We start from the raw sequence: 20,682 nt of genomic DNA, 5'->3' as shown, positions 1-20,682 counted from the left end.
TAGGGTGTCCCGGTCCACCACGGAGGCCCGGCATGATCCCGCCCGACACCCATCTGCAGATCGGCTCGCTCCTGTTCGAGGGGCTGGACCAGATCGACCTCACCGGCCCGTTCGAGGTCCTGTCCCGGGTGCCCAACAGCACCTACCGGGTCTACGCGCCGAGCCTGGACCCCGTCCGCGACGTCCGCGGCCTCCGGATCCTGCCGGATGCCACCCTGGCGGAGGCCCCGCGGCTCGACGTGCTGCACGTCCCGGGCGGCCAGGGCCAGGAGGCCCTGATGCGGGACGCGGCCGTGCTCGGCTGGATCCGCGACCAGGCGGCCGGGGCCGGCCACGTCCTCTCGGTCTGCACCGGCGCGCTCCTCCTCGGTGCGGCCGGTCTGCTGGTGGGGCGGCGGGCCACGACCTACTGGAACGCCGTCCACCTGCTCCCGTTCTTCGGGGCCGAGCCGGTGGATGAGCGCGTCGTGATCGACCGCGACGCGGACGGCCGCACCTGGGTGTTCGCGGCCGGGGTCACCGCGGGCATCGACGGGGCGCTGCGGCTCGCCGCCGCGCTGCGCGGCGACGAGGCCGCGCAGGCGATCCAGCTCGGCATGCAATACGCCCCCGAGCCGCCCTTCGACAGCGGCACGCCCCGGACGGCCCCGCCGGCCATCGTGGCGCGGGCGCGGGCGGCCGCCGCCGACCTCACCGCTCGGCGCGAGGCCACCGCCCGGGCGATCGCGGCCGAACGCGGCATCCGGCCTCCCGAACCCGCGTCCGTCACCCGATGACGCGCAGGCCGGTGCGCGCCGTTACCGGTCGGCGGCACCGACCCGGTGACAGGCCCCGTCAACGGACCTATCTGTCCGTTCTGGACGGACTGAACCATGACGGACGTAACACTGAGAACCGCGAAATTCGCGATCGGCGCCGTGGTGCGCCACCGGATCTACCCGTTCCGCGGCGTCGTGTTCGACGTCGACCCGGTGTTCGACAACACCGAGGAATGGTGGCTGGCGATCCCCGAGGAGGTCCGGCCGCGCAAGGACCAGCCGTTCTACCACCTGCTCGCCGAGAACGCCGAGACCGAGTACGTGGCCTACGTGTCGGAACAGAACCTCCTGCCCGACACGTCGGGCGAAGCCCTGCGCCATGCCGGCATCGCCGAGATGTTCGAGCGCGACGCCGCCGGCGCATACCGGATGCGGGACCGCCCCACGAACTGAGCGGGCCGGGACTCGTCAAGATCCTGGCAACGCCGCCGCGATAGCCTTCCGTGACGGCCCGTGCCGTCGCACGGGCCCGACACCATGATCCGACCTGTCGCCGCCGCGCTTCTGGCCGCCGGCCTTCTCTCGATCCAGGCCCGCGCCAACGATAGCGCCGCCGAACTCGATGCCGGCGGGCTGGTCCTGAGGCGCGAGCCCGGAATCGCGCTGGCGAGCGAGGACCTGTCGATCGCCAGCGACCGGATCGGCGTCTCCAACCTGTTCCGCAATCAGGGGCAGGAGCCCCGCACGGTGCGGATCGCCTTCCCGCTGCCGCCCATCGACGGGCGCGAACTCAGCTTCTCGGCCCTCGCGCTGCCGCAGCCCGAAAGCCCGAACTTCGTCGGCTTCACCGTGACGGTGGACGGAAAGCCGCTCGCACCGGAGCTGGAGGAGCGGGCCTTCGTGGGCGAGCGCGAGGTGACGGACCTCCTCCGCCGCCACGACCTGCCCCTGAACCCGCTGCGCTTCGACGCGATCAAGGCGGCCGAGAAGCGGATCGGCACCGCCGCGTGGGCCGAACTGGTCAAGGCCGGCCTGTTCCCCGAATCCGAGGGGATGACCGATCGCATGACCGAGGGCCTGTGGCGCAGCGAGGCGAAGTTCCACTGGCTCCAGACCTTCCCGCCCGGGCAGGATATCCGCATCGCGCACAGCTACGCGCCGGTGAACGGCTTCCATTTCCTCGACCTCAAGGACGCCTCCCGCGAGGGCTACCGGGCGACCTACTGCCTGGACGAGGCCGGGCTCACGGCGATCCGGCGCCTGCAGGCGAAGGCGGCGGATCCCAGCGGCTACCTGCGCGCCACCGTGGTGCCCTACATCGTCACCACGGCGCGCAACTGGGCCGCGCCGATCGGGCGCTTCACCCTCACGGTCGACAAGGGCAGCCCGGAGGCGGTGGTGAGCTTCTGCCGCACGGGCATCCGGAAGACCGGGCCGACCACGTTCCGCTGGGAGGCCCGGGACTACGTTCCCGACCAGGATCTGCGCGTGCTGATCGTCCAGCCGGGTTCGGGCCCGGCGGGGACCCGGTAGATCCCGGCGCCGGGCGCCTCAAACGCGAAGGGCCGGACCTCGCGGTCCGGCCCCCGATACGGACCCGCCGCGCGGCGGGTCGATGGCGCTCGCGGTCCCGGAGGAACGCGGACCAGAAGCCCTTACTTGGCGGCGGGGGCCGGCGCCGCGGCACCGGCGGCCGGAGCGGAGCCCTGCTGCTGCTCCAGCTTCTTGCGCATGTCCTCGGAGCGCTTCTCCAGCTCGGCCTGGAGCTTCTTCTGCTGCTCCTCGAGGACCTTCGGGTCGATGGCCGGGCCGTCGAAGGCCTTGCCGAAGCCGGTCAGCGGCACCGCGAAGGTGACTTCGCGCTGGGTCTGGTTCTGGACCGAGACGTTGAGGGTCGTGCCCTTCTTCATCGCGGCGATCACGCCGGCATCGACGCCGCCGGCCTCGGCGAAGCAGCCGTTCGGGAAGCAGACCGCGAAGCGACCAGCGGTCGCCGCCTGGCCGTCGACGCTGAAGCGGATGCCCGGCTGCAGCAGCAGGCCGAGCGGCAGCAGGTAGCGCACCACGCGCACCTCCTGCTTCTGGGCGGCGTTCTTCATCTCGTAGACCGCCACTGCCAGCACGGGCTGGCCCTGGTCGGACACGAAGTCGCGGGTCGTGTAGCAGATGTCGGTGCCCGAGCCCTGATCCTTGCCGCAGACCTTGGTCCAGTCGGCCTGGCTCGGCTCGGACTTCACGGCGACGATCTGCGGGCCGGTCTGGGCGGCCGGGGTGTTGGCCGCCGGGGTGCCCGGGGCGGTCGGCGCCGGCGCGGCCGGCGCGGGAGCGGCGGGCTTCTTCGGCTGCGCCAGGGCCGGCGCGGCCGCGAGACCGAGGCCCGCGAGGCCGAAAAGAGCGGCGCGCGCGAGCGTCGCGGTGCGGGTGAAGGACATCGGCTCTGACCCCTTGGAAGAGACGTGGTGTGGCTGGCAGGATGCGGAGCCGGCCTGGCGGCAGGTCCGCCGGACCGTCCGGATGCCCGCCGCGTTGGCGTGCCGCCCGGAACTCCGGATGAATCGGTCCGGCCATCGGGCGGGACGGGCGCCCGTCTGCGCGCATCCCTCACCCCGGCGACCGGGCGGCCTGCCTTTCCCCTTGAATGAGGCGAAGGCATGACACCGCGGCCGGGGAGGCTGTCGGAACCGTCCTGGCCGCGCCCGGCCCCCGATAGGCCCCCATACGCCCGGCCGCAAGCACGACGTTGCGCGGGCGCGAGGCACGAGCGCGTGATCGGGCCGCGCCGTCGGCCGCCGGCGGCCGCCCTCCGGCGGCGGCCCCCTTAGCGGTCGGTTAACCCTGCCGGGCCGAGATGATAGGAGTTCTGCAGGATCGGCGGGGGCGGCGGGTGTGAGCGCGTTGGCGGTGGCGGAGTGGGCGGCCGACGCCGCACTGGACGCGTCCGCGCGATCCGAGGACGCGCCCGAAGGCCTGTCCGAAAGCTTCTTCGGCGGCCTGTCCGAGGGTCTCGCGGCCCGCCTCTTCGCGGCGGCTCTGACGGGCCCCCAGCGCACGGTCCTGCGTGATTCGGGGGACCGCGTCGCTTGGTGCGGGCGCCCGGCCATCACCTGGACCTACGCGGCCGCCGCCGAGATCGTCGGGCGGCTCGCCCGCGGGATCGGCGCGTGGCGGCTTCCCGCCGGCAGCCGGATCGGCCTGTGGTTCTCGGGGGGCGCCGAATCGACCCTCGCCCATCTCGCCGTCGAGGCGGCGGGCCACCTCCCCTGCGCGATGCCGGCCGTCTGGGATTGCGCCGAGCTCTCCGCCGGGATCGAGTCCGCCGGCCTCGTGGCCGTTCTGACGGAGGGCCGCCGCGGCGCGCGTCGGCCCGCGGAGGACCTCACCCGCGCGGCCATGCGCCATTTCGGCCTGCGCTACCTCGCGGCCTTCGGTCCGAGCGTGCCGGACGGCGTGATCAGCCTCGACGCGATGGCCCTGGAGCGGGGCGTGGTCGAACCGGCGCCGAGCCGCGGCCTCGTCACCTTCGCGGGCGGCGATCCCGGCCGGCCCGTCTACCGCAGCGCCGCGGCGCTCGCGGCGGCGATCGCCGCCCATCTCGACGCGCTGCCCCTGTCCGCGGACGAGCGGGTCCTGACGCTCCTGCCCGGCCACGACCTGCGTGGCCTCGTGACCGGCCTCGGCGCCGCCCTGGCGGCGGGCGCCGGCCTGGAGACCGTGCTGCCCTTCGACGAGGCCGGGTTCCGCGCCGCCCTCCTGCGGCCGGTGCCCACCCGGCTCGTGGTCCCGGCCCTGGTCGAATCGGCCATTGCCGCTCTGCCGCTGCCCTGGACCGTCCGCGTCCTCGACGTGGTCCATCGCGCGCCCGCGCGGCTGACCCGGCGGAGCGCCGGGCTCGCGGGCCCGCAGCGCCTCGATTCGCTGGTCCTGGGCGAGGCGCTGGTGCTCACGCGCCCCGGCCTGGAGGACCTCGCCGCGACCCTGGCCCATCCGGAGGACGCGCTCCTGCCGCGCGCCCTCCTGGACGTCGGCCACGGGCCCGCGGGCGACCTCGGCTGTCGTGGGCCGGCCTGCGCCGCACAGGCGCTTCCCCGAAGCGGAAACCCGGAGACGGATCCGCGCGCGTGGCGGGATTCGGGCTACCGCCTGCTCCTGTCGGGCGGGACGGCCGTGGCGGTCGCGGCGGTCGCGGCGACCTGAACGGCGGCGCCGCGCCGGTTCATCCGGCGCTCAGGCGGCGCAGATAATCTCGCATCTGCACACGGACCCACGGGATCCGAACCGCCTGTTAGCGGGTTCTGCATCGGATTGTCGTGACGGCTATCTTTCCAAGTCGTCCGGGATGGAGTACCGCTCAAGCTTATGGGTGCGCTGCAACAAGTGCTCGTGGTCGACGACGGCGTCCGCGCCGTGGACCGGTCCCTCTCGGGCGAGCTGGCCAGCCTCGGCTATGCGAGCGTGACCGCCTCGATGGAGGCGGCGGACGACGTGCTGGCCGTGATCGCCCGGCCGGCCGCGGTGCTGCTTCAGGCGCCCACCCGCCGCGATCCCGCCTATGCCCGCCGCGCCGCCCGCCTCCGCGGCCATCTCCGCGACCGCGGCATCCCGGTGATCCTCATCAATGATCCGGGCGGGGCCCGGGCGGGCGGCCCGGTGGACCTCGCGACCCGCCTCGGCGCCTACGTGGCCGCCCAGCCGGATCTCTGAAGCCGCAGGCCCCCGTACCGCCTTAACGGGCGTCCCTGAACCGTCTCGTCCGTGCGCGCGCAGCGATCTCAGGGCCGCGTGTGCCGTCGGGCGCCGAATGCCCCGGGATTGCGGCGCGCGCGAAGACGCCGGCTGTCGCGGCGCCCGCGGTTCAGCGGGCCGCCCGCATCAGCTCCGGGGCGCCGAGCCGGGGCAGCACGCCCTCCCGCATCACGAGCCGGCGCAGCGGTCCGAGCTGCGTCATCGCCAGCAGGCCGAGGCCGCGGAGCGCGTCCACCGGCAGCAGGCCGGTGAGCAGGCTGCGGTTGAGGAGATCCACCGCGGCGGTGCGCGCCGCCGTGTCGACCCGGCGCGCCCGCGCATAGGTGTCGAGCACCGGGCGGCTGCCGGGATCGCGGCGGTCCCGGGCGGCGACCAGCAGGGTATCGCGCAGGGTCGCTGCGTCGCGCAGGCCGAGATTGAGCCCTTGGGCGCCGATGGGTGGGAAGACGTGGGCCGCCTCCCCGATCAGAACCAGCCGATTCGCCACCGGCCGGGTCACCGCGAGGCCGCGCATGGGCACGAGGCCGCGGGGGCCGTCGACCCGCATGGCGCCGAGCATCGCCCGGGCCTGCCGCTCCACGGCTTGGCCCAGAGCGGCGTCGTCGAGGGCTGCGAGACGCCGGGCCGCGCCCTCCCCGGTTACCCAGACCAGACTGGACCGGTGACCGCCCGGCAGCGGCACCAGGGTGAAGGGACCGGACCGGGTGTGGAACTCGGTGGAGACGTCCCGGTGCGGGCGCGCATGGGCCAGGATCGTGGTGATCGCGCTCTGTGGGTAGGTCCAGTCGCGCACGCGGACGCCGCTGGCGGTCCGCAGCGGCGAGCGCGCGCCGTCGGCGGCCACCACCAGCCGGGCCTCGACCGCGGCGCCATCGGCCAGGGCGATGCGTGCCGTCGCTTCGCCGGGCACGGCGCCGGCGGCGTCCGCCTCGACCAGGGTGAGGTTGTCCTGCGCCCGGGCGCGGGCGCGCAGGCTCTCGACCAGCCGGGCGCTCTCGACGTTCCAGCCGAAGGCGTCGAGGCCGATCTCGGCGGCGCGGAAGCGTGCCGGCGGCGGCCGGAACAGGCTGCCGGTGTCGTCGACGATCTGGAGTTCGCAGAGGGGACTCGCGTGCGGCGCCACCGCCTCCCAGGCGCCGAGCGCCTCCAGGAAGCGCACGGACCCATCGAGGAGCGCGACGGTCCGCCCGTCCGCCACGGGGGCGTGGCGGCCGACCAGCGCCGTGGGGATCCCCTCCCGGGCGACCGCCAGCGCCGCGGCGAGACCCGCGGCCCCGGCCCCGACCACGGCGACCTCGAACGGCGTCGCGGCGCCTCCGACCTGGCCCGCTTCGACCTTGGCTCCTTCGGACATGTTGCCCCGCACGCGCTCCGCTCGTTCCTGGGTCGGCCGGGCTCCGCGCCCCCCGTCCGGGAGATGGCCGCCGCCACGGTCTCCCGTCGGCGCGGCCCATGCCCGTATCTGAGCATTCCGCCCTCTCTGCCAAGCCCGATCCGCGCAGGCCACAGCGCCGCACGCCCGGAGATCCGCATGCCGTCGCGATTCGATCCGACCTCCCGCTTCGCCAGCGTGGCGCCGCGCGCCGGATCCCGGAAGCGCCGCCACGCCTGCTGCGGCACCGGGCCGATGTCCCTGCCCCTCGTCGCAGGGGGCTACGCGGTCGCGGGATACGGCATCGCGGTGGCGCAGGTGCGCCGGGCCCGGACCGCCCTCTCCGCGATGGCCGAGGTCCGGGCCCTGGCCGCGACGGAGGCCTGGGCGGCAGCCGAGCCCGGCGGTCTCGACCGGGGCGAGACCCTGTCGGCCCACCTCGCGGTCGATCTGCTCCGGGCGGCTGATCGCCGTCAGCCCAGGAACGCCATCAGCTCCGAGACGACCGCGTCCGGCCGCTCCTCCTGGAGGGTGTGGCCGCAATCCAGCGCCCGGCCCGAGACGGTGGTGGCCTTCTCGCGCCAGGTCGCCAGCACGTCGTAGGTCTGGCCGACGACGCCCTTCGCGCCCCAGAGCGCCAACAGGGGCGCCGCGACGCGCGCCTCCGCATCGGCGGCGTCGTGCTCCAGGTCGATCCCGGCCGCCGCCCGGTAATCCTCGCAGATCGCGTGGCGGCAGGCGGGGTCGGCGTAGCAGCGCAGATACTCGGCGAAGAGGTCCGGCGGGGTGGAGCCGGGCGTCTTGGACTGGCCCTCGACGTGGTGGCGGAGGAAGTATTCCGGATCGGCCCCGATCAGCGTCTCCGGCAGGGGATGGGGCTGGATGAAGAAGAACCACCAGAAGTACCGGGTGGCGAAATCCTTGTCGGTGCGCGCGTACATGGTCGCGGTCGGCGCGATGTCGAACAGGGCGATCCGCTCGACCGCGGCGGGATGGTCCAGGGCGAGGCGGTGGGCGACGCGCCCGCCCCGGTCGTGCCCGACCACGGCGAAGCGGTCGTGGCCGAGCGCCCGCATCACCGCGACCGCGTCGGCCGCCATGGCGCGCTTGGCGTAATTGGTATGCCGGTCCCCGCCCGGGGGCTTCGACGAATCCCCGTAGCCGCGCAGGTCCATCGCCACCACGCTGTGGCGCTCCGCGAGTTGCGGGGCGACGTGGAGCCACGTGGAGAGGGTCTGCGGATGGCCGTGCAGCAGCAGCACCGGCGGGCCCGAGCCGGCCGACCGGGCATGGATCGTCACGCCCGGTGCGGTCTCGATCCGGTGCCGGTCGAAGCCCGGCAGGAAGTCGCTGGCCATGGGATCGGTCTCTGGGCTCGGTCTTCATCGGCCGCACTGGCGCGCCGGGATGCACCGGATGATAAGGCGCCTCCGGCACCATGTCCGCCGAACCGCCATGACAGATGCACGCGCGACTCAGGACCCGGCCTTGAAGGACCCCGACGCGGCCGAGTCGTCCGAGGGCGAGGTCGCCCGTGCGCGTCCCGCCGCATCGGCCGACGCACCCGCCCTGCGCCCGAGCATTCTCGACGCCCTGTTCGCGCCGGCCCGCGCCCTGCCGGGCATCGGCCCGAAGATGGCGCCCCTCATCGAGAAGCTGCTCGGCACCCCCGAGCGCGAGGCCCGGGTCGTGGACCTGCTGTTCCACCTGCCCCAGGGCGGCGTGGCGCGGAAGCTCATGGGCTCGATCAGCGACGCGCCCGTCGGCGAGCCGGTGACGATCGGCGTCACCGTGGTGGCGCATCGGCCGGCCCAGATCGGTTCGGGCCGGCGCCCGCACCGGGTTCTGGTGGAGGATGCCACCGGCGACATCTCCCTGGTCTTCTTCGGCATGCCCCGCGCCCGGGTGGAGAAGATGCTGCCGCTCGGGGCGCACCGCTACATCACCGGCCGGATCGACCTCTGGGACGGCACCCGCCAGATGGTCCACCCGTCCCGGATCGTGGACGAGGCGGGACTGGCCGAGCTGCCCGCCGTCGAGCCGGTCTACGGCGCCACGGAGGGGCTGACCTCGCGGGCGATCAACAAGCTCGCGGTGGCGGCCCTCGACCGGCTGCCGGTCCTGCCGGAATGGCAGGACCCGGCCTGGCTGGAGAAGAACCGCCTGCCGGCCTTCGCGGATGCGCTCCGCCTCGAGCACCGCCCCGAGGAGGCGCCCCCGAAGGCCGAGGATCCGCTCCAGCCGCCGCCCGCGACCCCGTCCCGGAAGCGGCTGGCCTACGATGAACTCCTGGCCTCGCAGCTCGCGCTCGCCCTCCTGCGCGCCCGCCAGCGGCGAAAGGCCGGCCGGGTCAATGCCGGCGACGGCGCCCTGAGCGCCCGCATCGAGGCCGCCCTCCCCTTCGCGCTGACCGGCGCCCAGGCGCGCGCGGTGGCGGAGATCCGCGCCGATCTCGCCGCGCCCCGCCGGATGCTGCGCCTGCTCCAGGGCGATGTCGGCTCCGGCAAGACCGCGGTGGCGCTGCTGGCCATGGCCTCGGCGGTGGAGGCCGGCCGTCAGGCCGCCCTGATGGCCCCCACCGAGATCCTCGCCCGGCAGCATTTCGAGCGGCTCAAGCCCCTGGCCGGCGGTCTGCGCCTGCGCCTGATGACCGGCCGCGACCGCGCCGCGGAGCGCAAGAGCACGCTCGCCGCCCTCGCCGCGGGCGAGATCGACATCCTGGTCGGCACCCATGCCCTGTTCCAGGAGGCGGTCACCTTCCGCGATCTCGGCCTCGCGGTGGTGGACGAGCAGCACCGGTTCGGCGTCCATCAGCGCCTCGCGCTGGGCGCCAAGGGCGAGGCGGTGGACTTCCTGGTCATGACCGCGACGCCGATCCCCCGCACCCTGGCGCTGACCTTCTTCGGCGACATGGACGTCTCGATCCTCGACGAGAAGCCCGCCGGCCGCCAGCCGATCCGCACGATCACCCTGCCCACCGAGCGGATCGACGAGGTGGTGGCCGGCCTCGCCCGGGCCATCGCGGGTGGCGAGCGGGTCTATTGGATCTGCCCGCTGGTGGAGGAATCGGAGTTCGTCGACCTTGCCGCCGCGGCCGAGCGCTTCGACGACCTGCGGCAGCATTTCGGCGATGCGGTCGGGCTGATCCACGGCAAGATGCCCGGCCCCGAGAAGGATGCCGCCATGGCCCGGTTCGCCGCCGGCGAGACCAAGCTCCTCGTCTCGACCACCGTGGTGGAGGTGGGCGTCGACGTGCCCGAGGCGACCATCATGGTGATCGAGCACGCGGAGCGGTTCGGGCTGGCGCAGCTGCACCAGCTCCGCGGCCGGGTCGGGCGCGGCTCGAAGGCCTCGTCCTGCCTGCTGCTCTACCGGGGCCCGCTCGGGCAGGTGTCGCGGGCCCGGCTCGAGATGATGCGCGCGAGCGAGGACGGGTTCCGCATCGCCGAGGCCGACCTGAAGCTCCGCGGCGAGGGGGAAGTGCTGGGCACCCGGCAATCCGGCATGGCCGCGTTCCGGCTCGCCCGCCTGGAGAGCGATGCCGCCCTGCTGGAAGCCGCCCGCGACGATGCCCGCATGATCGTCGAGCGCGACCCCGGACTGAAGAGCCCCCGCGGGCAGGCGCTGCGGGTGCTGCTCTACCTGTTCGAGCGCGAGGCTGCGATCCGCTTGATCGGCGCCGGATGAACGGTTTCGTTCAGGAAAGTCCGGTGTTCCTGAACGGTGGGGGCGGGAATCGCCCTCGCTCGGCCAAGCCGGGAGGCCGATGCCGCAATGTCACAGGCTCTCGGGAAAGACCAATCTTATCAAGAACTTGTTGGGATTAGGCGGAAGCTTGGCCGCGTCTTGGCGGCGGCCCGGCAGGCTCCGGACAGGCCTCGCGATCTTGCATCAGCCATATTCTTCCCTTAACTGGAGATGAACGAATGGCCCGGTAAGCCGGGACATCACGGACGAATCTGGAGGACGGACATGTCGAACGGACTGTTCCAAAACCTGCCGGGCTCCCACGAGATGGCCGGTATCCAAGCCCTGCCGACCGAGCCCTGGCTGCTGCCGATCTCGGATCGCGCCGCCGAGGCGGCCGGCAAGACCGCGGACGAGTTGCAGGCCGCCGTGCGGCGGGCCGCCCGCCCCTTCTGGCTGGCCGCCAACGGGCTGTGCATCGCGCTGGGTCTCGCCCTCACGCTCCAATGCGCCGCCGGCTGGGGGCCGACGCCCCCCCGCAGCGCCGTGACGGTCGCGCAGGCGACCCCGCCGACCATCGCTCCGCAGACGGCTTCGCTGCAGCGCTGAGCCGCCGCGGAACGGACGGGATTTCCAAGGCATTCCAGGCCGGTCCGCACCTGTGCGGGCCGGCCTTTTTCGTCCGCCCTGCAGGCGGCATCGGCCCCGCCTTCAGGGGCTTTCCGAGGGAGACGACGCAATCCGGCGGCGCGTCACGCCGCGCGGGCGGCCGCGACCGGGTCGCCGTGTTGCGCGCGTTGACGGGTCGGTCTCGGAGCCGGGCGGGCGCCGCGCCCGAAGCGGGCCTGGCCCGGAAGCGCGGCCTCACGCGTCCTGCGGCTCCCGACGCGACACCGTTCCGCCGGCCTGCTGGGCCGTCCGCAGGGTCGCCGCCATGGCGTTGAGGCGCCCCTGCGGATCCTCGGGCTGGATCACCCCGGCCGACATCACCAGCTTGGCGGCGTCGTCGACGCTGATGGCGAGTTCCACCACCTCGGCGCGGGGCAGGTAGAAGAAGAAGCCCGTGGTCGGATTGGGGGCGCAGGGCAGGAAGACGCCGACGAGTTCGTCGGCGGGGGCGCCCCGGGCGCGCAGCGCGCCCTCGACCTCGTGGCCGGCGGGAGCCGACAGGAAGACCACGGACCATGTGCCCTTCACGGGGAACTCCACCAGCCCCACCGTGCGGAACGACGTGCCGTTGGCCGAGAACAGGGTCTCGAAGATCTGCCGCAGGCCCTTGTAGAGGCCGGAGATCACCGGCGTCCGCGCCAGCAGGACCTCGCCGAACTCGATCACCGAACGGCCGACGAGGTTGGCCGTGAGGAAGCCGAGCAGCGTGACCGCCAGGAAGGCGATCACGAGGCCGAGGCCCGGGATCGAGAACGGCAGGTAATGGTCCGGCAGGTAGCTCGCCGGCACCAGCGGCTTCACGAACGAATCGATCAGCGCGATGAACCACCACGTGATGTAGGCGGTGATGGCGAGGGGGCCGGCGACGATGATCCCGGTGAGGAAGTAGGTGCGCAGCCGGCCGCGCGCGCTGACCCGCGTCTTCGGGGCGCCGCCGCCCGCGGCTGCGTCGGGCTCGGGAATCTGGATCGGCGGGGGAATCGGCGGGGGACTCGGCGCCACGGGTGCCCTCTCGGCCGCACCACGCGCGGCGATGAAGCTGCGGGGATCGTCCCCCGGGAGCAGAGGTAGCGGTTGCGCCTGTCCGCCTCAAGGGCGGCCCCCGGTCCCGGCGACCCTCAGGCCTCCGGAGCGGGCTGCCGGACGGCGGGTGCCGGCATCGCGTCCCGGGGAATCACGGCGCCGCGATGCCCGATCACCGCCCCGGCGAGGCGATGGGCCTCGCCGGCGGCGGCCTCCGGTGTCAGCCCGGCGATGCGCGCGGCGAGATAGCCGGCCGCGAAACTGTCGCCCGCGGCCGTGGTGTCGACGACCCGCACCGCCGGCTTGGCCGGCACGGCGGTGTCGGCCGCCCCGTGCAGCACCCGGGCGACGGGCCCGGATCCGCTGGAGGCCTTGAGCACGATCTCGGCCCGACCGCGATGGCGCAGCACCTCGTGCGCCCCCGCCGCGCCGAAGAGCCAGTTCAGATCCTCCGCCGAGGCGAAGATCAGGTCGGCCAGCGCCAGGGCCGCGCGGAAGGCCGCTCGGGCCTCGTCGTGGTCGGGCCAGCCGCGGGGCCGGTAATTGGTGTCGAAGGCCACCCGACCGCCTCGGTCCCGCAGGCGCGCCAGCGTCCCGAACAGGGTGGCGCGCCCGGTCTCGCCGTAGAGCGAGAGGCTGATGCCGGACAGGTAGACGAGGTCGTAGCCGGTCAGTGCCGCCTCGGTCTCGGCGGCGCCGGGCTCGGTGAAGAGGTCCCGGGCCGCGGCGCGATCACGCCAGTAGTGGAAGCTGCGCTCGCCCGCGGCATCCGTGCGGATGATGTAGAGCCCCGGCATCCGGCCCGGCAGCCGCCGGACCCGGTCGAGGCCGATGCCCTCGCGGCCCCAGGCTGCCGCCATCGCGTCGCTCCAAACATCGTCGCCCAGCGCCGTCACGTAATCGACCCTGACGCCGAGACGCGCGAGATAGAGCGCGGTGTTCAGCGTGTCGCCGCCGAAGCCCTGGACGAGGGTCCCGTCCGGGCGTTCGGACAGCTCGACCATGCACTCGCCGATGCAGGCGACCCTCATGCGGTTCCTCCCGGTGTGCGGCCCACCTCCCCGCATTGTTCGGCCCGACCTGTCAACCGTCCGCCGGCGCGGCCGCACCGGATCCCGGATCCGCGCCCCTCCGTGCGGACCGGCGACCGATTGAACACGCGACCATGGCCGCCGGCGCGAGGTGATGAGAATAAATATTTGCTCCGTAATATTTATGAAATCGTCTTGTGGCCCGGCGTATTAAAATTTCTTTGTTACGAATATTGATCGCGATTTATCCAATATTCAGTGAATAGCTCGGGGAAATATGGTGTCGCCAAGCCTCTTGCTCGGAATAGATCCAATGTTATCGCGGATGATCATTGTTTTGAAACATGCGTGAGCGAGACACAGTGCCAACTTTTGCGGGTGCACTGATCGAGAGCCGGTCGCGATGCGGTTCAGGCGGCGCGCCGCGGGGGCGGATGAGGGTTCCGCAGGCGGAATGTCCGTGTAGCGGAGCGTGGCAGGCGCAAGCCCGCAGGTCATGGGCTGCATCACGATGATCTGGGTCGGATTGGATGGGAATGCTGTATTGTAAAATAGATTCCGCAAAACATTTTACATCATTGCTTGAACATTGAGCTTAATTATGAATTAATCGCAATAAAAATTCCTTGTTCGGATGTGTGGAACGATGATATGGTCCGCGCGGTGCTGAGATGTTCCATACTGCTTTAAGCGCTCTGACATTTTCTTCGGGAGAGTTCCTGACTCTCACGGAAAGTCGTGGGATGAGCGGTGCGTGGAGCTGGGTCTTCGCGGGTGGGGAGCAGATCTGGTCTCCGGGATTCTACCGGTTGCTCGGTCTGGTGCCGAATGCCGCGAAGGCGCGCTATGACCTGCTGCTCAGCCTGATCCACCCGGAGGATCGGCACCTGATGCCGGCGCTGACCGATATCCGGCAGGGGCATGTCCCGCGCGAGGTCATCGTGCGGGTGATCCGGCCGAACGGCACGGTTCGCACCCTGTCGCTGACGATGGAGATCCGGTTCTCGACGGAGGGGCGCCCCGTCGCCCTCAACGGCACGGCGCTCGACGTGAGCGACCGGGAGCAGCTGGCGCGCCTGCGGCAGGAGGAGCGGCGGCGCCAGGGCGCGCTCTATCTCACGGAGCACATCACGACCTTCTCGATGGGCCTCGATCGCATCCGCGAAATCCCGTTCGCGGTCGCCCAGGTCCACGGCCTCCCCCTCGAGGAGATCTGCGCCGATCCGTATCTCCTGATCGTTCCGGAGGAGCGGAGCGCCTTCCAGGCGGCGGCCGCGGAGCGGATCGAGCGGCGGGCGTTCTTCCAGGGTACGGCCCACGAGCGTCTCGCCAACGGCGAGCTCTGGCATTTCCGGATTCTCACGATGCCGATCTGGGACCTGGACGGGACCTATCTCGGGCGTGGCGGCCTCAAGTACCCTGTCCGCAGCCATGCCCCCGTGCCGGTCGGCGCGCACGAGGGCCTGGAGCACTCCGTCACCGGGCACCATCTACGCGCCGCCCGGGCCCTGCTCGACTGGTCGATGATGGATCTCGCCCAGGCGAGCGGCCTGTCGCATTCCACGGTGCGGCGCCTGGAGGAGGACAGCGAGCATCGGGGGAGCCGGTCCCGCCTGCACGCGGTCGATGCGTTGCGCCGGGCGGGCGTCCGCTTCGTTCCCATCGATGACGGGACCCTGGCCGTCGCCCGGGTCTGAGCCGCGCCCGCGCGCGGCGGGCCCCCACGGGGCAATCCTGCCGCGCCGGCCCGCAGCCCGGATCCGCGCCCGCCCGTCTCGGCACCCGTCTCGGCGCCCGGATGGGGCGTCGAGGGGCGGTGCGGACCGGGTTTCGCTCAGGCCGCCTTGTGGCCCAGCTGGATCGCCTTGGCGATCTCCGAGCGCTTGGCGGCGTAACCCGGGGCGACCATCGGGTAGTCGGCCGGCAGGCCGTACTTGGCCCGGTAGCGCTCGGGCGTCAGGCCGTGCGCGGTCAGGTGGCGCTTCAGGGTCTTGTAGGACCGGCCGTCGATGAAGCTGATCAGGCCATCCTGCTGGATCGAGGATTCGATCTGTGCGGCGGTCGGGCCGGTCCAGCCCGCACCGGATCCCGAGGCGCTCCCCTGCAGGACCGTTATGGCCGTATGCACCTGATCGATCAGAACCGGCAGGTCTCCCACCCCCACCGCGTTCCGGGACACGTAAGCCGCAACCAGTGAAGCCGTGCACTTGATCAGATCTGTGTTCAGATCTGCGGCCTTTTCGTTCAATTCGATCGTATTCATGTATCCCCCAGTGCATAGAAACGAAGCTTGAGCATCGGTGCACCGACAAATCCGAACTCTTGATCGTGATTTACCGCCCGATCATGCGCCGAATTGCTTCGAGTCTGCCAAGATTGGCGCGTAACAATACAAAAACTGTGCGATTTGTCTACGGTTTATCTTAAGATGTGCTTTGAACACATTCTGTTCTTGCGAGGCAACATGAGGTTGCCCTCTCGGGAGGCTTCGCAAATATTGCGCAGTGGCGGCGTTTGCTGCGGCGGCCTGCGGCCGATGACTGCGAATGGTCGCGCGATGACAGGCTGTCAGCGGCCGAATCAGTCGCGGAGACGTGGGACAATCCGGGATGCCGCCGGGCCGCGGGAGGCGCGGGCGAGGCGGCGGCACGGTCGTCGTCCCGGCCATCCGCGACCGGCGCGGGAGCCCGTGCGAGGCCGCGATTAACAAAGTCCTCAGGCAAGTTGTGGATCGTCGTCTCGATCGTGCGCCTCGCGCGCTCCTCAGACCTCGTGCGTGTCGGGAGCCTCGCTCCGGCCGTGACGGCATGGCGGGATCTGTGCGAGAGGCTCGTTGACGCGCGCTTTCGAGGGCGACCCCTATGTCCGGACCGTGTTCGACCTCCATCCCGCGTGCGCTCTCGGCGCTCGACGCGCCCGGACCGGGCGGCGCGGACGCCGCCGGCGGCCGGATGGCGCCCCTCTGGATGCTCCTCGTCGGGCGGGCCGCGGTCCGCCGCCACTGGCACCTGATCGTCGCCACGGGCCTGCTGTGGTCGTCGCTCGGCATCCTCGTGGCGATCGATTCCCTGGACGGGGCGCTCCACGTTCCGGACCGGTGGTTCGGCCTGATCCTGCTGGCGGAGGGCGTGAGTTCCCTCGCCGCCGGCCTGTCCGCGCTCGGCGCCGCCCGCCGGCTGCGCCTGTTCAAGGGCGTGCTGCTGTCGGTCATGGCGGTGCTGATCATGATGGCCACCCGGCACAGCACCTTCCTGCTCGCCATGATCTTCGGCATCGCCTTCACGGTGGACGGCGTGGTCCGGATCACGATCGCGAGCCTGCTGAAGTTTTCCGGCTGGCGGATGTCGGTGGCCCTGGGCGGCCTCAGCATCGCCTTCGGCCTGTTCCATCTCCAGCCCTGGCCGACCTGGTATGCCGGCACGGTGGGCTACTGCATCGGGATGTTCCTGATCCTGAACGGGGCCAACCTCGCGCTGGCCGGGCTGCGCACCCGGCGCCTGGGCACAGCCGAGCCGGCCGCCTCCGTCGGCAGCGCCGAGCCCGGCAGCCTGACGGTCTATGTCTGGACCCCCACCGGGCAGGCGACGACCCCCGCCGGCCAGCGGCTGATCCGGCGCTACGTCGCCTCCGTCGACAAGGCGGGGCGGTTCTCCACCGGCCACGCCGCCCTGCAGCAGGGCGACGACCTCTACATCAGCCACTATCCCGCGGTGGAGATCGACCGTTCGCCTGCCAACCTGCGGTCGAGCCTGCGGGCCGGCCCCGAGAACGACGTGCCCGGACGCTTTCTGCCCTCCCACGAGGCGGAGGTGGCGGATTGGTGCCCGGCGACGGTGGCGGTGACGCTCAACGGCATCGACGCCGCCCGGTTGCGGGCGTTCTGGGCGTACTACAGCGCCGACACCACCTACAATTTCATCAGTCGCAACTGCTCCACCACGGTGGCCCAGGCCTTGGACATCGCGGTCGAGGGCGCGTTCAGCCGCGGCGGTCATCCCTGGCGGCAGCTCGCCGCGGCGCTGACCACGCCGGAATTCTGGGCGGCGGCCTTCCTGCGCAACGGGGCGCGGTCGATGACCTGGACCCCGGGCCTCGTGCTCGACTACACGCGGGCTCTCAGCGCCCTCGTCGATCCGGCCTCGCCGGTCCCGTCGATCGCGTGGCGGCGGGTCGGATGGCGTCTCCTGCGCAACTGGCGGGCACGGGGTCTGACGCCGCTGAGCCCGCTCACCCAGCAGTCCTCCGTGCGGGGGGGCGGACCGACCGAGGCCTGACCGGGCCTCGACCGGGGCCTTGGCCGGAGCCTTGTTGGCCGAAGCCTTCTCGGTGGAAGCCTTCTCGGTCGAAGCCTTGGCCGCGGCGCCCCGCTCAGGGTTCCTTGCGTGAAGCGGGGGGGCGACCGGCGGCGAGATCGGCCGCGATGGTCTGCATCACCGCGAGCGTGTCGATCTCGTCCTGTTCGGCGCCGTGATCGCTGAGCTTGACGATCACCGTGCCGGTCTCGCGGTTCACGTAGATGTACTGGCCGTAGACGCCGATCGCCGAGATGTCGTCGTCCTCGCCCCCCGGGGCGTGCCACCACTGGGCCGAGTACTGCCAGCCGTCGACGTCGCGCCGGGCCGGCGTCATGATCCGCTCGATCCAGCGGGCCGGGACGATGCGGTTGGCGTTCAGCCGGCCCTGGTCGGCCACCAGCAGGCCGAGGCGGGCGAAGTCGCGGGCCGTCGCGTTGATGCAGCAGAACGCCTTCTCGACGCCGCCGGGCCGGTCGAGGTTCCAGGTGGCGTCGGCCTGGGCACCCATCGGCTTCCAGATCCGCTCCGAGAGGATGTCGGCCAGGGGCTTGCCCTCGACCCGGGCCAGGATCAGGCCGAGCAGCTCTGTGTCGATGCTGCGGTAGCGGCCCTTGCTTCCGGGCTTGAACGCCAGATGCGCGTTGTCGCGCACGAAGGCCGTGATGTCGCGCGTCAGGTACATCCCCGCGGTACCGGTCAGGGGATGCCGGGGATCGTAGTTCTCCGGCACCGCGATCCCGCTCGCCATGTCGAGGAGGTTGCGCACGGTGATCTGACCGAACACCGCGCCGTTCTTCAATTCGGGCAGGAGGGCGGAGACCCGGTCGGTCTCGGCGAGCTGGCCCCGCGCCACCGCGGCGCCGACCAGCAGCGAGACGATGGACTTCGCCACCGACCACGAGGGAAACAGCGTCTCCGGTCCGGTTCCCGCGCGCTGCCATTCGTGGATCAGCACCCCGTCCTGCACCACCAGGAAGGCGTTGGTGTGGGTCGCCGCCAGCACATCCATCAGCGGGACGGTCTTCCCCTTCCAGGGGACGCGGTCGAGGATCGGGCGCGGCCGGGCCGGCAGATCGCTCGCCCGCGCGGGGGCCTGGACGATCCGGCTCGGGAACCACGTGCCCACCGACGACGGCTCGATGACCGCGAGGGCCGTCAGGGTGACGGGGTCGGGGACGTTGATCAGCGCGGCGGCGGTCCAGGCGCAACCCAGAACGGCGGCGCCGCCCGCCGCCGCGATCACGCCCCAGCGGCGGCCCCGGCGCGTGCGGGCCGGAGAGTCCGGGATCGCCAAGGGCGCGGTCATGCTGGGTCTGTGTCGCTCTGGATCGTCGCTGTCGCGCGGCCGCCATCGCGGCGGTGGGCCGGCGCGCAGCCACCATGCGCAGGAGGGCTTAACGAAAGCCCCAATCGGCCCAAGCCCGGCCGCAGAACCGGGCGCGGTGCGCCTGGCTCAGCGCCCACGAAGGTCCGGGACGCTGGTTCGGAAATGTTCATGGATCTGTGGCCTTGTGTCGGGCGGCGGCCGCCGATGTCCTGCGGCCGATTCGAAGCAGACTTGGGCCGGCCCTGCGCTCCTCCGTCTGCTCGGGCGTCCGATTCGAAACAGGTTCTACACGCCTCGACCGCCCGATTCACGCAGCCCGTGCAGCCCGAAAGTTCGCCGTGCCATGAATCCGTTCCTGATCCTCGGGCTCGCCATCGGCGCTGAGGTCACCGCCACCCTGGCGCTGAAGGCCGCCGAAGGCTTCACGCGTCCGGGACCGACGGTGATCGTGGCCCTCGGATACGGGACCGCCCTGTGGCTGATGTCGACCAGCATGGACCTGCTGCCGATCGGCGTCGTCTACGCGATCTGGTCGGGGATCGGCATGATCGGCGCGGCGCTCGGCGGCGCGTGGCTGTACGGCGAGGCGATCAACCCGACGATGCTGGCGGGCATCGCGGTGATCGCCGTGGGCGTGACCATCCTGGCCGCCGGCCAGGGCCAGCACTGAGGCCCGGGTTCAGGCCCGGCCCCGAGGCGGGGACGCCCTCGCCACATCCTCGCCGCGAACGTGCCGTCAAGCTTGGCCTTCGCCTGGTCGGAGCGGAACACCGCCCGACGCGGCAGGCTGGGGGGAGCACGGAGCGCACATGCATGCAGGGTAGCGAGAGGACGAAGGTCGGTCCTGCACTGATTGTCCTGGCGGTAGCCGGAGGCCTGGGGGCCTGCAACACCGCTTCGCCGGTTCTCACGACGGGGTCGATCCCCGACCGCAAGCCGCCGATGGTCGTCAGCGATGCCGAGCGCGATTGTCTCGGCCGCGCCATGTATTTCGAATCGAACCGGAGCGACAGCGACGGGCTGGTCGCCGTCGGGACGGTGGTCATGAACCGGCTCGAGAATGCGGTCTTCCCGGGGGGCATCTGCGCGGTTGTCGGCCAGCCGGGACAGTTCGCGCCGGGCGTGCTCACCAAGCCGATGCAGGAGAAGGACCTGCTGAAGGTTGCCGATGCCGCCGATGCCGTCCTGGCCGGCGAGCGCCACCCGAAGGTCGGGAAGGCGATGTATTTCCACACCGCCGGCCACCGGTTCCCCTACACCAACATGCACTACGTGGCCGTCGCCGGGGGCAATGCCTTCTACGAGAAGCGCGACAAGCGCATGGCAAAGCAGGACAAGCCGGATCCGCAGGACAAGCCGGCCGCACCGGCGGCGCCCGCCCTCCCCGCGACGGTCCTGACCTTCGCGGCCGTACCCGCGCCCCCGTCCGCGAGCCATTGACAGCGCACGCGCGACCCGGCCGCCGCAGCCTCTGAAGGCGGCTGCGCGGCCGGGCTTCGATCAGCCGGCCGCCGCGTCCGTCGCGCCGGTCGCGCGCAGGTTCCGGGCCTCCTGACGAGCGGCCGCCAGGACCCGTTGCCGGCTCCGCGGCTCCCGCAAGGCATGCCACAAGCGGAGCAGCTCCAGGGTCGGCATCGGGTCGCAGTCCGATCCGGACGCGCCTCCGGCTTCGGAGCCGGATTCCTGGAAGAAGATCTCGACCGGACTTTCGAGTGCCTCGGCCAATCTCCTCAGCAGAACGTCGGCTTGGCCGGGCGGGATCATGGGGCCTCCTGTT

The 20,682-nt window shown here is 71.9% G+C and carries 19 protein-coding genes; 11 read left to right on the top strand and 8 right to left on the bottom strand.

What is annotated here, in order from left to right:
* The first annotated feature begins 32 nt into the window (after nt 1-32).
* The 3 genes from A3862_RS23015 to A3862_RS23005 all read left to right on the top strand — a co-directional run bounded on the left by A3862_RS23015 (nt 33) and on the right by A3862_RS23005 (nt 2,291).
* Entirely contained in the window at nt 33-776 is a 744-nt protein-coding gene (locus tag A3862_RS23015) for a DJ-1/PfpI family protein (RefSeq protein ID WP_043357320.1), read from the top strand.
* A 96-nt stretch (nt 777-872) separates the two neighbouring features.
* Complete coding sequence (hspQ, locus tag A3862_RS23010) at nt 873-1,211, top strand: heat shock protein HspQ (protein WP_043357318.1); 339 nt, start codon at nt 873-875, stop codon at nt 1,209-1,211.
* A gap of 84 nt (nt 1,212-1,295) precedes the next feature.
* The gene (locus A3862_RS23005; RefSeq protein ID WP_043756814.1) at nt 1,296-2,291 is read left to right on the top strand and encodes a DUF4424 domain-containing protein; all 996 of its coding nucleotides are present in this window, start codon (nt 1,296-1,298) and stop codon (nt 2,289-2,291) included.
* Nucleotides 2,292-2,413: 122 nt separating this feature from the next.
* On the opposite strand, the gene A3862_RS23000 is transcribed toward A3862_RS23005, so the two are convergent.
* A complete protein-coding gene (locus A3862_RS23000; RefSeq protein ID WP_043379642.1) occupies nt 2,414-3,190 on the bottom strand; it encodes an invasion associated locus B family protein in 777 nt (258 codons plus the stop codon).
* 454 nt (nt 3,191-3,644) lie between these two features.
* Between A3862_RS23000 and A3862_RS22995 the strand changes: the two genes are divergently transcribed.
* Entirely contained in the window at nt 3,645-4,952 is a 1,308-nt protein-coding gene (locus A3862_RS22995; RefSeq protein ID WP_236961453.1) for an acyl-CoA synthetase, read from the top strand.
* Between the two features lie 162 nt (nt 4,953-5,114).
* Nucleotides 5,115-5,459, top strand: coding sequence for a hypothetical protein (locus A3862_RS22990; protein WP_043357312.1), 345 nt, complete (start codon nt 5,115-5,117; stop codon nt 5,457-5,459).
* A gap of 151 nt (nt 5,460-5,610) precedes the next feature.
* Here the strand turns inward: A3862_RS22990 and A3862_RS22985 are convergent, their stop codons facing one another.
* Both A3862_RS22985 and A3862_RS22980 read right to left on the bottom strand, forming a co-directional pair.
* Nucleotides 5,611-6,855 (bottom strand): UbiH/UbiF family hydroxylase, encoded by a 1,245-nt coding sequence (locus A3862_RS22985; RefSeq protein ID WP_043756817.1) that lies wholly within the window; start codon nt 6,853-6,855, stop codon nt 5,611-5,613.
* 491 nt (nt 6,856-7,346) lie between these two features.
* The gene (locus A3862_RS22980; protein WP_043756819.1) at nt 7,347-8,231 is read right to left on the bottom strand and encodes an alpha/beta fold hydrolase; all 885 of its coding nucleotides are present in this window, start codon (nt 8,229-8,231) and stop codon (nt 7,347-7,349) included.
* A 97-nt stretch (nt 8,232-8,328) separates the two neighbouring features.
* Here A3862_RS22980 and recG point away from each other — a divergent pair, with 97 nt between their 5' ends.
* Together recG and A3862_RS22970 are read left to right on the top strand one after the other, a co-directional pair.
* Nucleotides 8,329-10,560 (top strand): ATP-dependent DNA helicase RecG, encoded by a 2,232-nt coding sequence (gene recG, locus A3862_RS22975; protein ID WP_170861803.1) that lies wholly within the window; start codon nt 8,329-8,331, stop codon nt 10,558-10,560.
* Nucleotides 10,561-10,845: 285 nt separating this feature from the next.
* Nucleotides 10,846-11,169: a hypothetical protein gene (locus A3862_RS22970; RefSeq protein WP_043357302.1), complete on the top strand. Its 324-nt coding sequence runs from the start codon at nt 10,846-10,848 to the stop codon at nt 11,167-11,169.
* Between the two features lie 255 nt (nt 11,170-11,424).
* On the opposite strand, the gene A3862_RS22965 is transcribed toward A3862_RS22970, so the two are convergent.
* Nucleotides 11,425-12,231, bottom strand: a complete 807-nt coding sequence (locus A3862_RS22965; protein WP_374701387.1) for a DUF502 domain-containing protein — start codon at nt 12,229-12,231, stop codon at nt 11,425-11,427.
* A 116-nt stretch (nt 12,232-12,347) separates the two neighbouring features.
* Nucleotides 12,348-13,283: a sugar kinase gene (locus A3862_RS22960; RefSeq protein WP_111474017.1), complete on the bottom strand. Its 936-nt coding sequence runs from the start codon at nt 13,281-13,283 to the stop codon at nt 12,348-12,350.
* Between the two features lie 743 nt (nt 13,284-14,026).
* Here A3862_RS22960 and A3862_RS22955 point away from each other — a divergent pair.
* Nucleotides 14,027-14,980 carry a PAS domain-containing protein gene (locus A3862_RS22955; protein ID WP_236961451.1) on the top strand — a complete coding sequence of 318 codons (954 nt, stop codon included), beginning with the start codon at nt 14,027-14,029 and terminating at the stop codon, nt 14,978-14,980.
* Between the two features lie 137 nt (nt 14,981-15,117).
* Here A3862_RS22955 and A3862_RS22950 read toward each other — a convergent pair whose 3' ends face one another.
* Nucleotides 15,118-15,546, bottom strand: coding sequence for a MucR family transcriptional regulator (locus A3862_RS22950; RefSeq protein ID WP_053608246.1), 429 nt, complete (start codon nt 15,544-15,546; stop codon nt 15,118-15,120).
* A 598-nt stretch (nt 15,547-16,144) separates the two neighbouring features.
* Between A3862_RS22950 and A3862_RS22945 the strand changes: the two genes are divergently transcribed.
* Nucleotides 16,145-17,557 carry a DUF4105 domain-containing protein gene (locus A3862_RS22945; protein WP_053608247.1) on the top strand — a complete coding sequence of 471 codons (1,413 nt, stop codon included), beginning with the start codon at nt 16,145-16,147 and terminating at the stop codon, nt 17,555-17,557.
* A gap of 94 nt (nt 17,558-17,651) precedes the next feature.
* Here the strand turns inward: A3862_RS22945 and A3862_RS22940 are convergent, their stop codons facing one another.
* Entirely contained in the window at nt 17,652-18,884 is a 1,233-nt protein-coding gene (locus A3862_RS22940; RefSeq protein ID WP_043756823.1) for a serine hydrolase domain-containing protein, read from the bottom strand.
* A 364-nt stretch (nt 18,885-19,248) separates the two neighbouring features.
* Between A3862_RS22940 and A3862_RS22935 the strand changes: the two genes are divergently transcribed.
* The gene (locus A3862_RS22935) at nt 19,249-19,575 is read left to right on the top strand and encodes a DMT family transporter (RefSeq protein WP_043357283.1); all 327 of its coding nucleotides are present in this window, start codon (nt 19,249-19,251) and stop codon (nt 19,573-19,575) included.
* 143 nt (nt 19,576-19,718) lie between these two features.
* Complete coding sequence (locus A3862_RS22930; protein WP_051045108.1) at nt 19,719-20,345, top strand: cell wall hydrolase; 627 nt, start codon at nt 19,719-19,721, stop codon at nt 20,343-20,345.
* Nucleotides 20,346-20,405: 60 nt separating this feature from the next.
* Here A3862_RS22930 and A3862_RS22925 read toward each other — a convergent pair whose 3' ends face one another.
* Nucleotides 20,406-20,669 carry a hypothetical protein gene (locus A3862_RS22925; protein WP_043379630.1) on the bottom strand — a complete coding sequence of 88 codons (264 nt, stop codon included), beginning with the start codon at nt 20,667-20,669 and terminating at the stop codon, nt 20,406-20,408.
* Nucleotides 20,670-20,682: the final 13 nt, after the last annotated feature.

The sequence above is a fragment of the Methylobacterium sp. XJLW genome, assembly GCF_003254375.1.
Classification (GTDB): Bacteria; Pseudomonadota; Alphaproteobacteria; order Rhizobiales; family Beijerinckiaceae; genus Methylobacterium; species Methylobacterium fujisawaense.
The sequence above is the reverse complement of the archived record's forward strand: the minus strand, read 5'-3'. Positions and strand labels throughout refer to the sequence as shown.

Excerpts from the sequence above, each read along its gene's own strand:
- A3862_RS23015 (WP_043357320.1), top strand. The coding sequence starts at position 33 with ATGATCCCGCCCGACACCCATCTGCAGATCGGCTCGCTCCTGTTCGAG.
- hspQ (WP_043357318.1), top strand. The coding sequence starts at position 873 with ATGACGGACGTAACACTGAGAACCGCGAAATTCGCGATCGGCGCCGTG.
- A3862_RS23005 (WP_043756814.1), top strand. The coding sequence starts at position 1,296 with ATGATCCGACCTGTCGCCGCCGCGCTTCTGGCCGCCGGCCTTCTCTCG.
- A3862_RS23000 (WP_043379642.1), bottom strand. The coding sequence starts at position 3,190 with ATGTCCTTCACCCGCACCGCGACGCTCGCGCGCGCCGCTCTTTTCGGC.
- A3862_RS22990 (WP_043357312.1), top strand. The coding sequence starts at position 5,115 with ATGGGTGCGCTGCAACAAGTGCTCGTGGTCGACGACGGCGTCCGCGCC.
- A3862_RS22985 (WP_043756817.1), bottom strand. The coding sequence starts at position 6,855 with ATGTCCGAAGGAGCCAAGGTCGAAGCGGGCCAGGTCGGAGGCGCCGCG.
- A3862_RS22980 (WP_043756819.1), bottom strand. The coding sequence starts at position 8,231 with ATGGCCAGCGACTTCCTGCCGGGCTTCGACCGGCACCGGATCGAGACC.
- recG (WP_170861803.1), top strand. The coding sequence starts at position 8,329 with ATGACAGATGCACGCGCGACTCAGGACCCGGCCTTGAAGGACCCCGAC.
- A3862_RS22970 (WP_043357302.1), top strand. The coding sequence starts at position 10,846 with ATGTCGAACGGACTGTTCCAAAACCTGCCGGGCTCCCACGAGATGGCC.
- A3862_RS22960 (WP_111474017.1), bottom strand. The coding sequence starts at position 13,283 with ATGAGGGTCGCCTGCATCGGCGAGTGCATGGTCGAGCTGTCCGAACGC.
- A3862_RS22955 (WP_236961451.1), top strand. The coding sequence starts at position 14,027 with ATGAGCGGTGCGTGGAGCTGGGTCTTCGCGGGTGGGGAGCAGATCTGG.
- A3862_RS22950 (WP_053608246.1), bottom strand. The coding sequence starts at position 15,546 with ATGAATACGATCGAATTGAACGAAAAGGCCGCAGATCTGAACACAGAT.
- A3862_RS22945 (WP_053608247.1), top strand. The coding sequence starts at position 16,145 with ATGTCCGGACCGTGTTCGACCTCCATCCCGCGTGCGCTCTCGGCGCTC.
- A3862_RS22940 (WP_043756823.1), bottom strand. The coding sequence starts at position 18,884 with ATGACCGCGCCCTTGGCGATCCCGGACTCTCCGGCCCGCACGCGCCGG.
- A3862_RS22935 (WP_043357283.1), top strand. The coding sequence starts at position 19,249 with ATGAATCCGTTCCTGATCCTCGGGCTCGCCATCGGCGCTGAGGTCACC.
- A3862_RS22930 (WP_051045108.1), top strand. The coding sequence starts at position 19,719 with ATGCAGGGTAGCGAGAGGACGAAGGTCGGTCCTGCACTGATTGTCCTG.
- A3862_RS22925 (WP_043379630.1), bottom strand. The coding sequence starts at position 20,669 with ATGATCCCGCCCGGCCAAGCCGACGTTCTGCTGAGGAGATTGGCCGAG.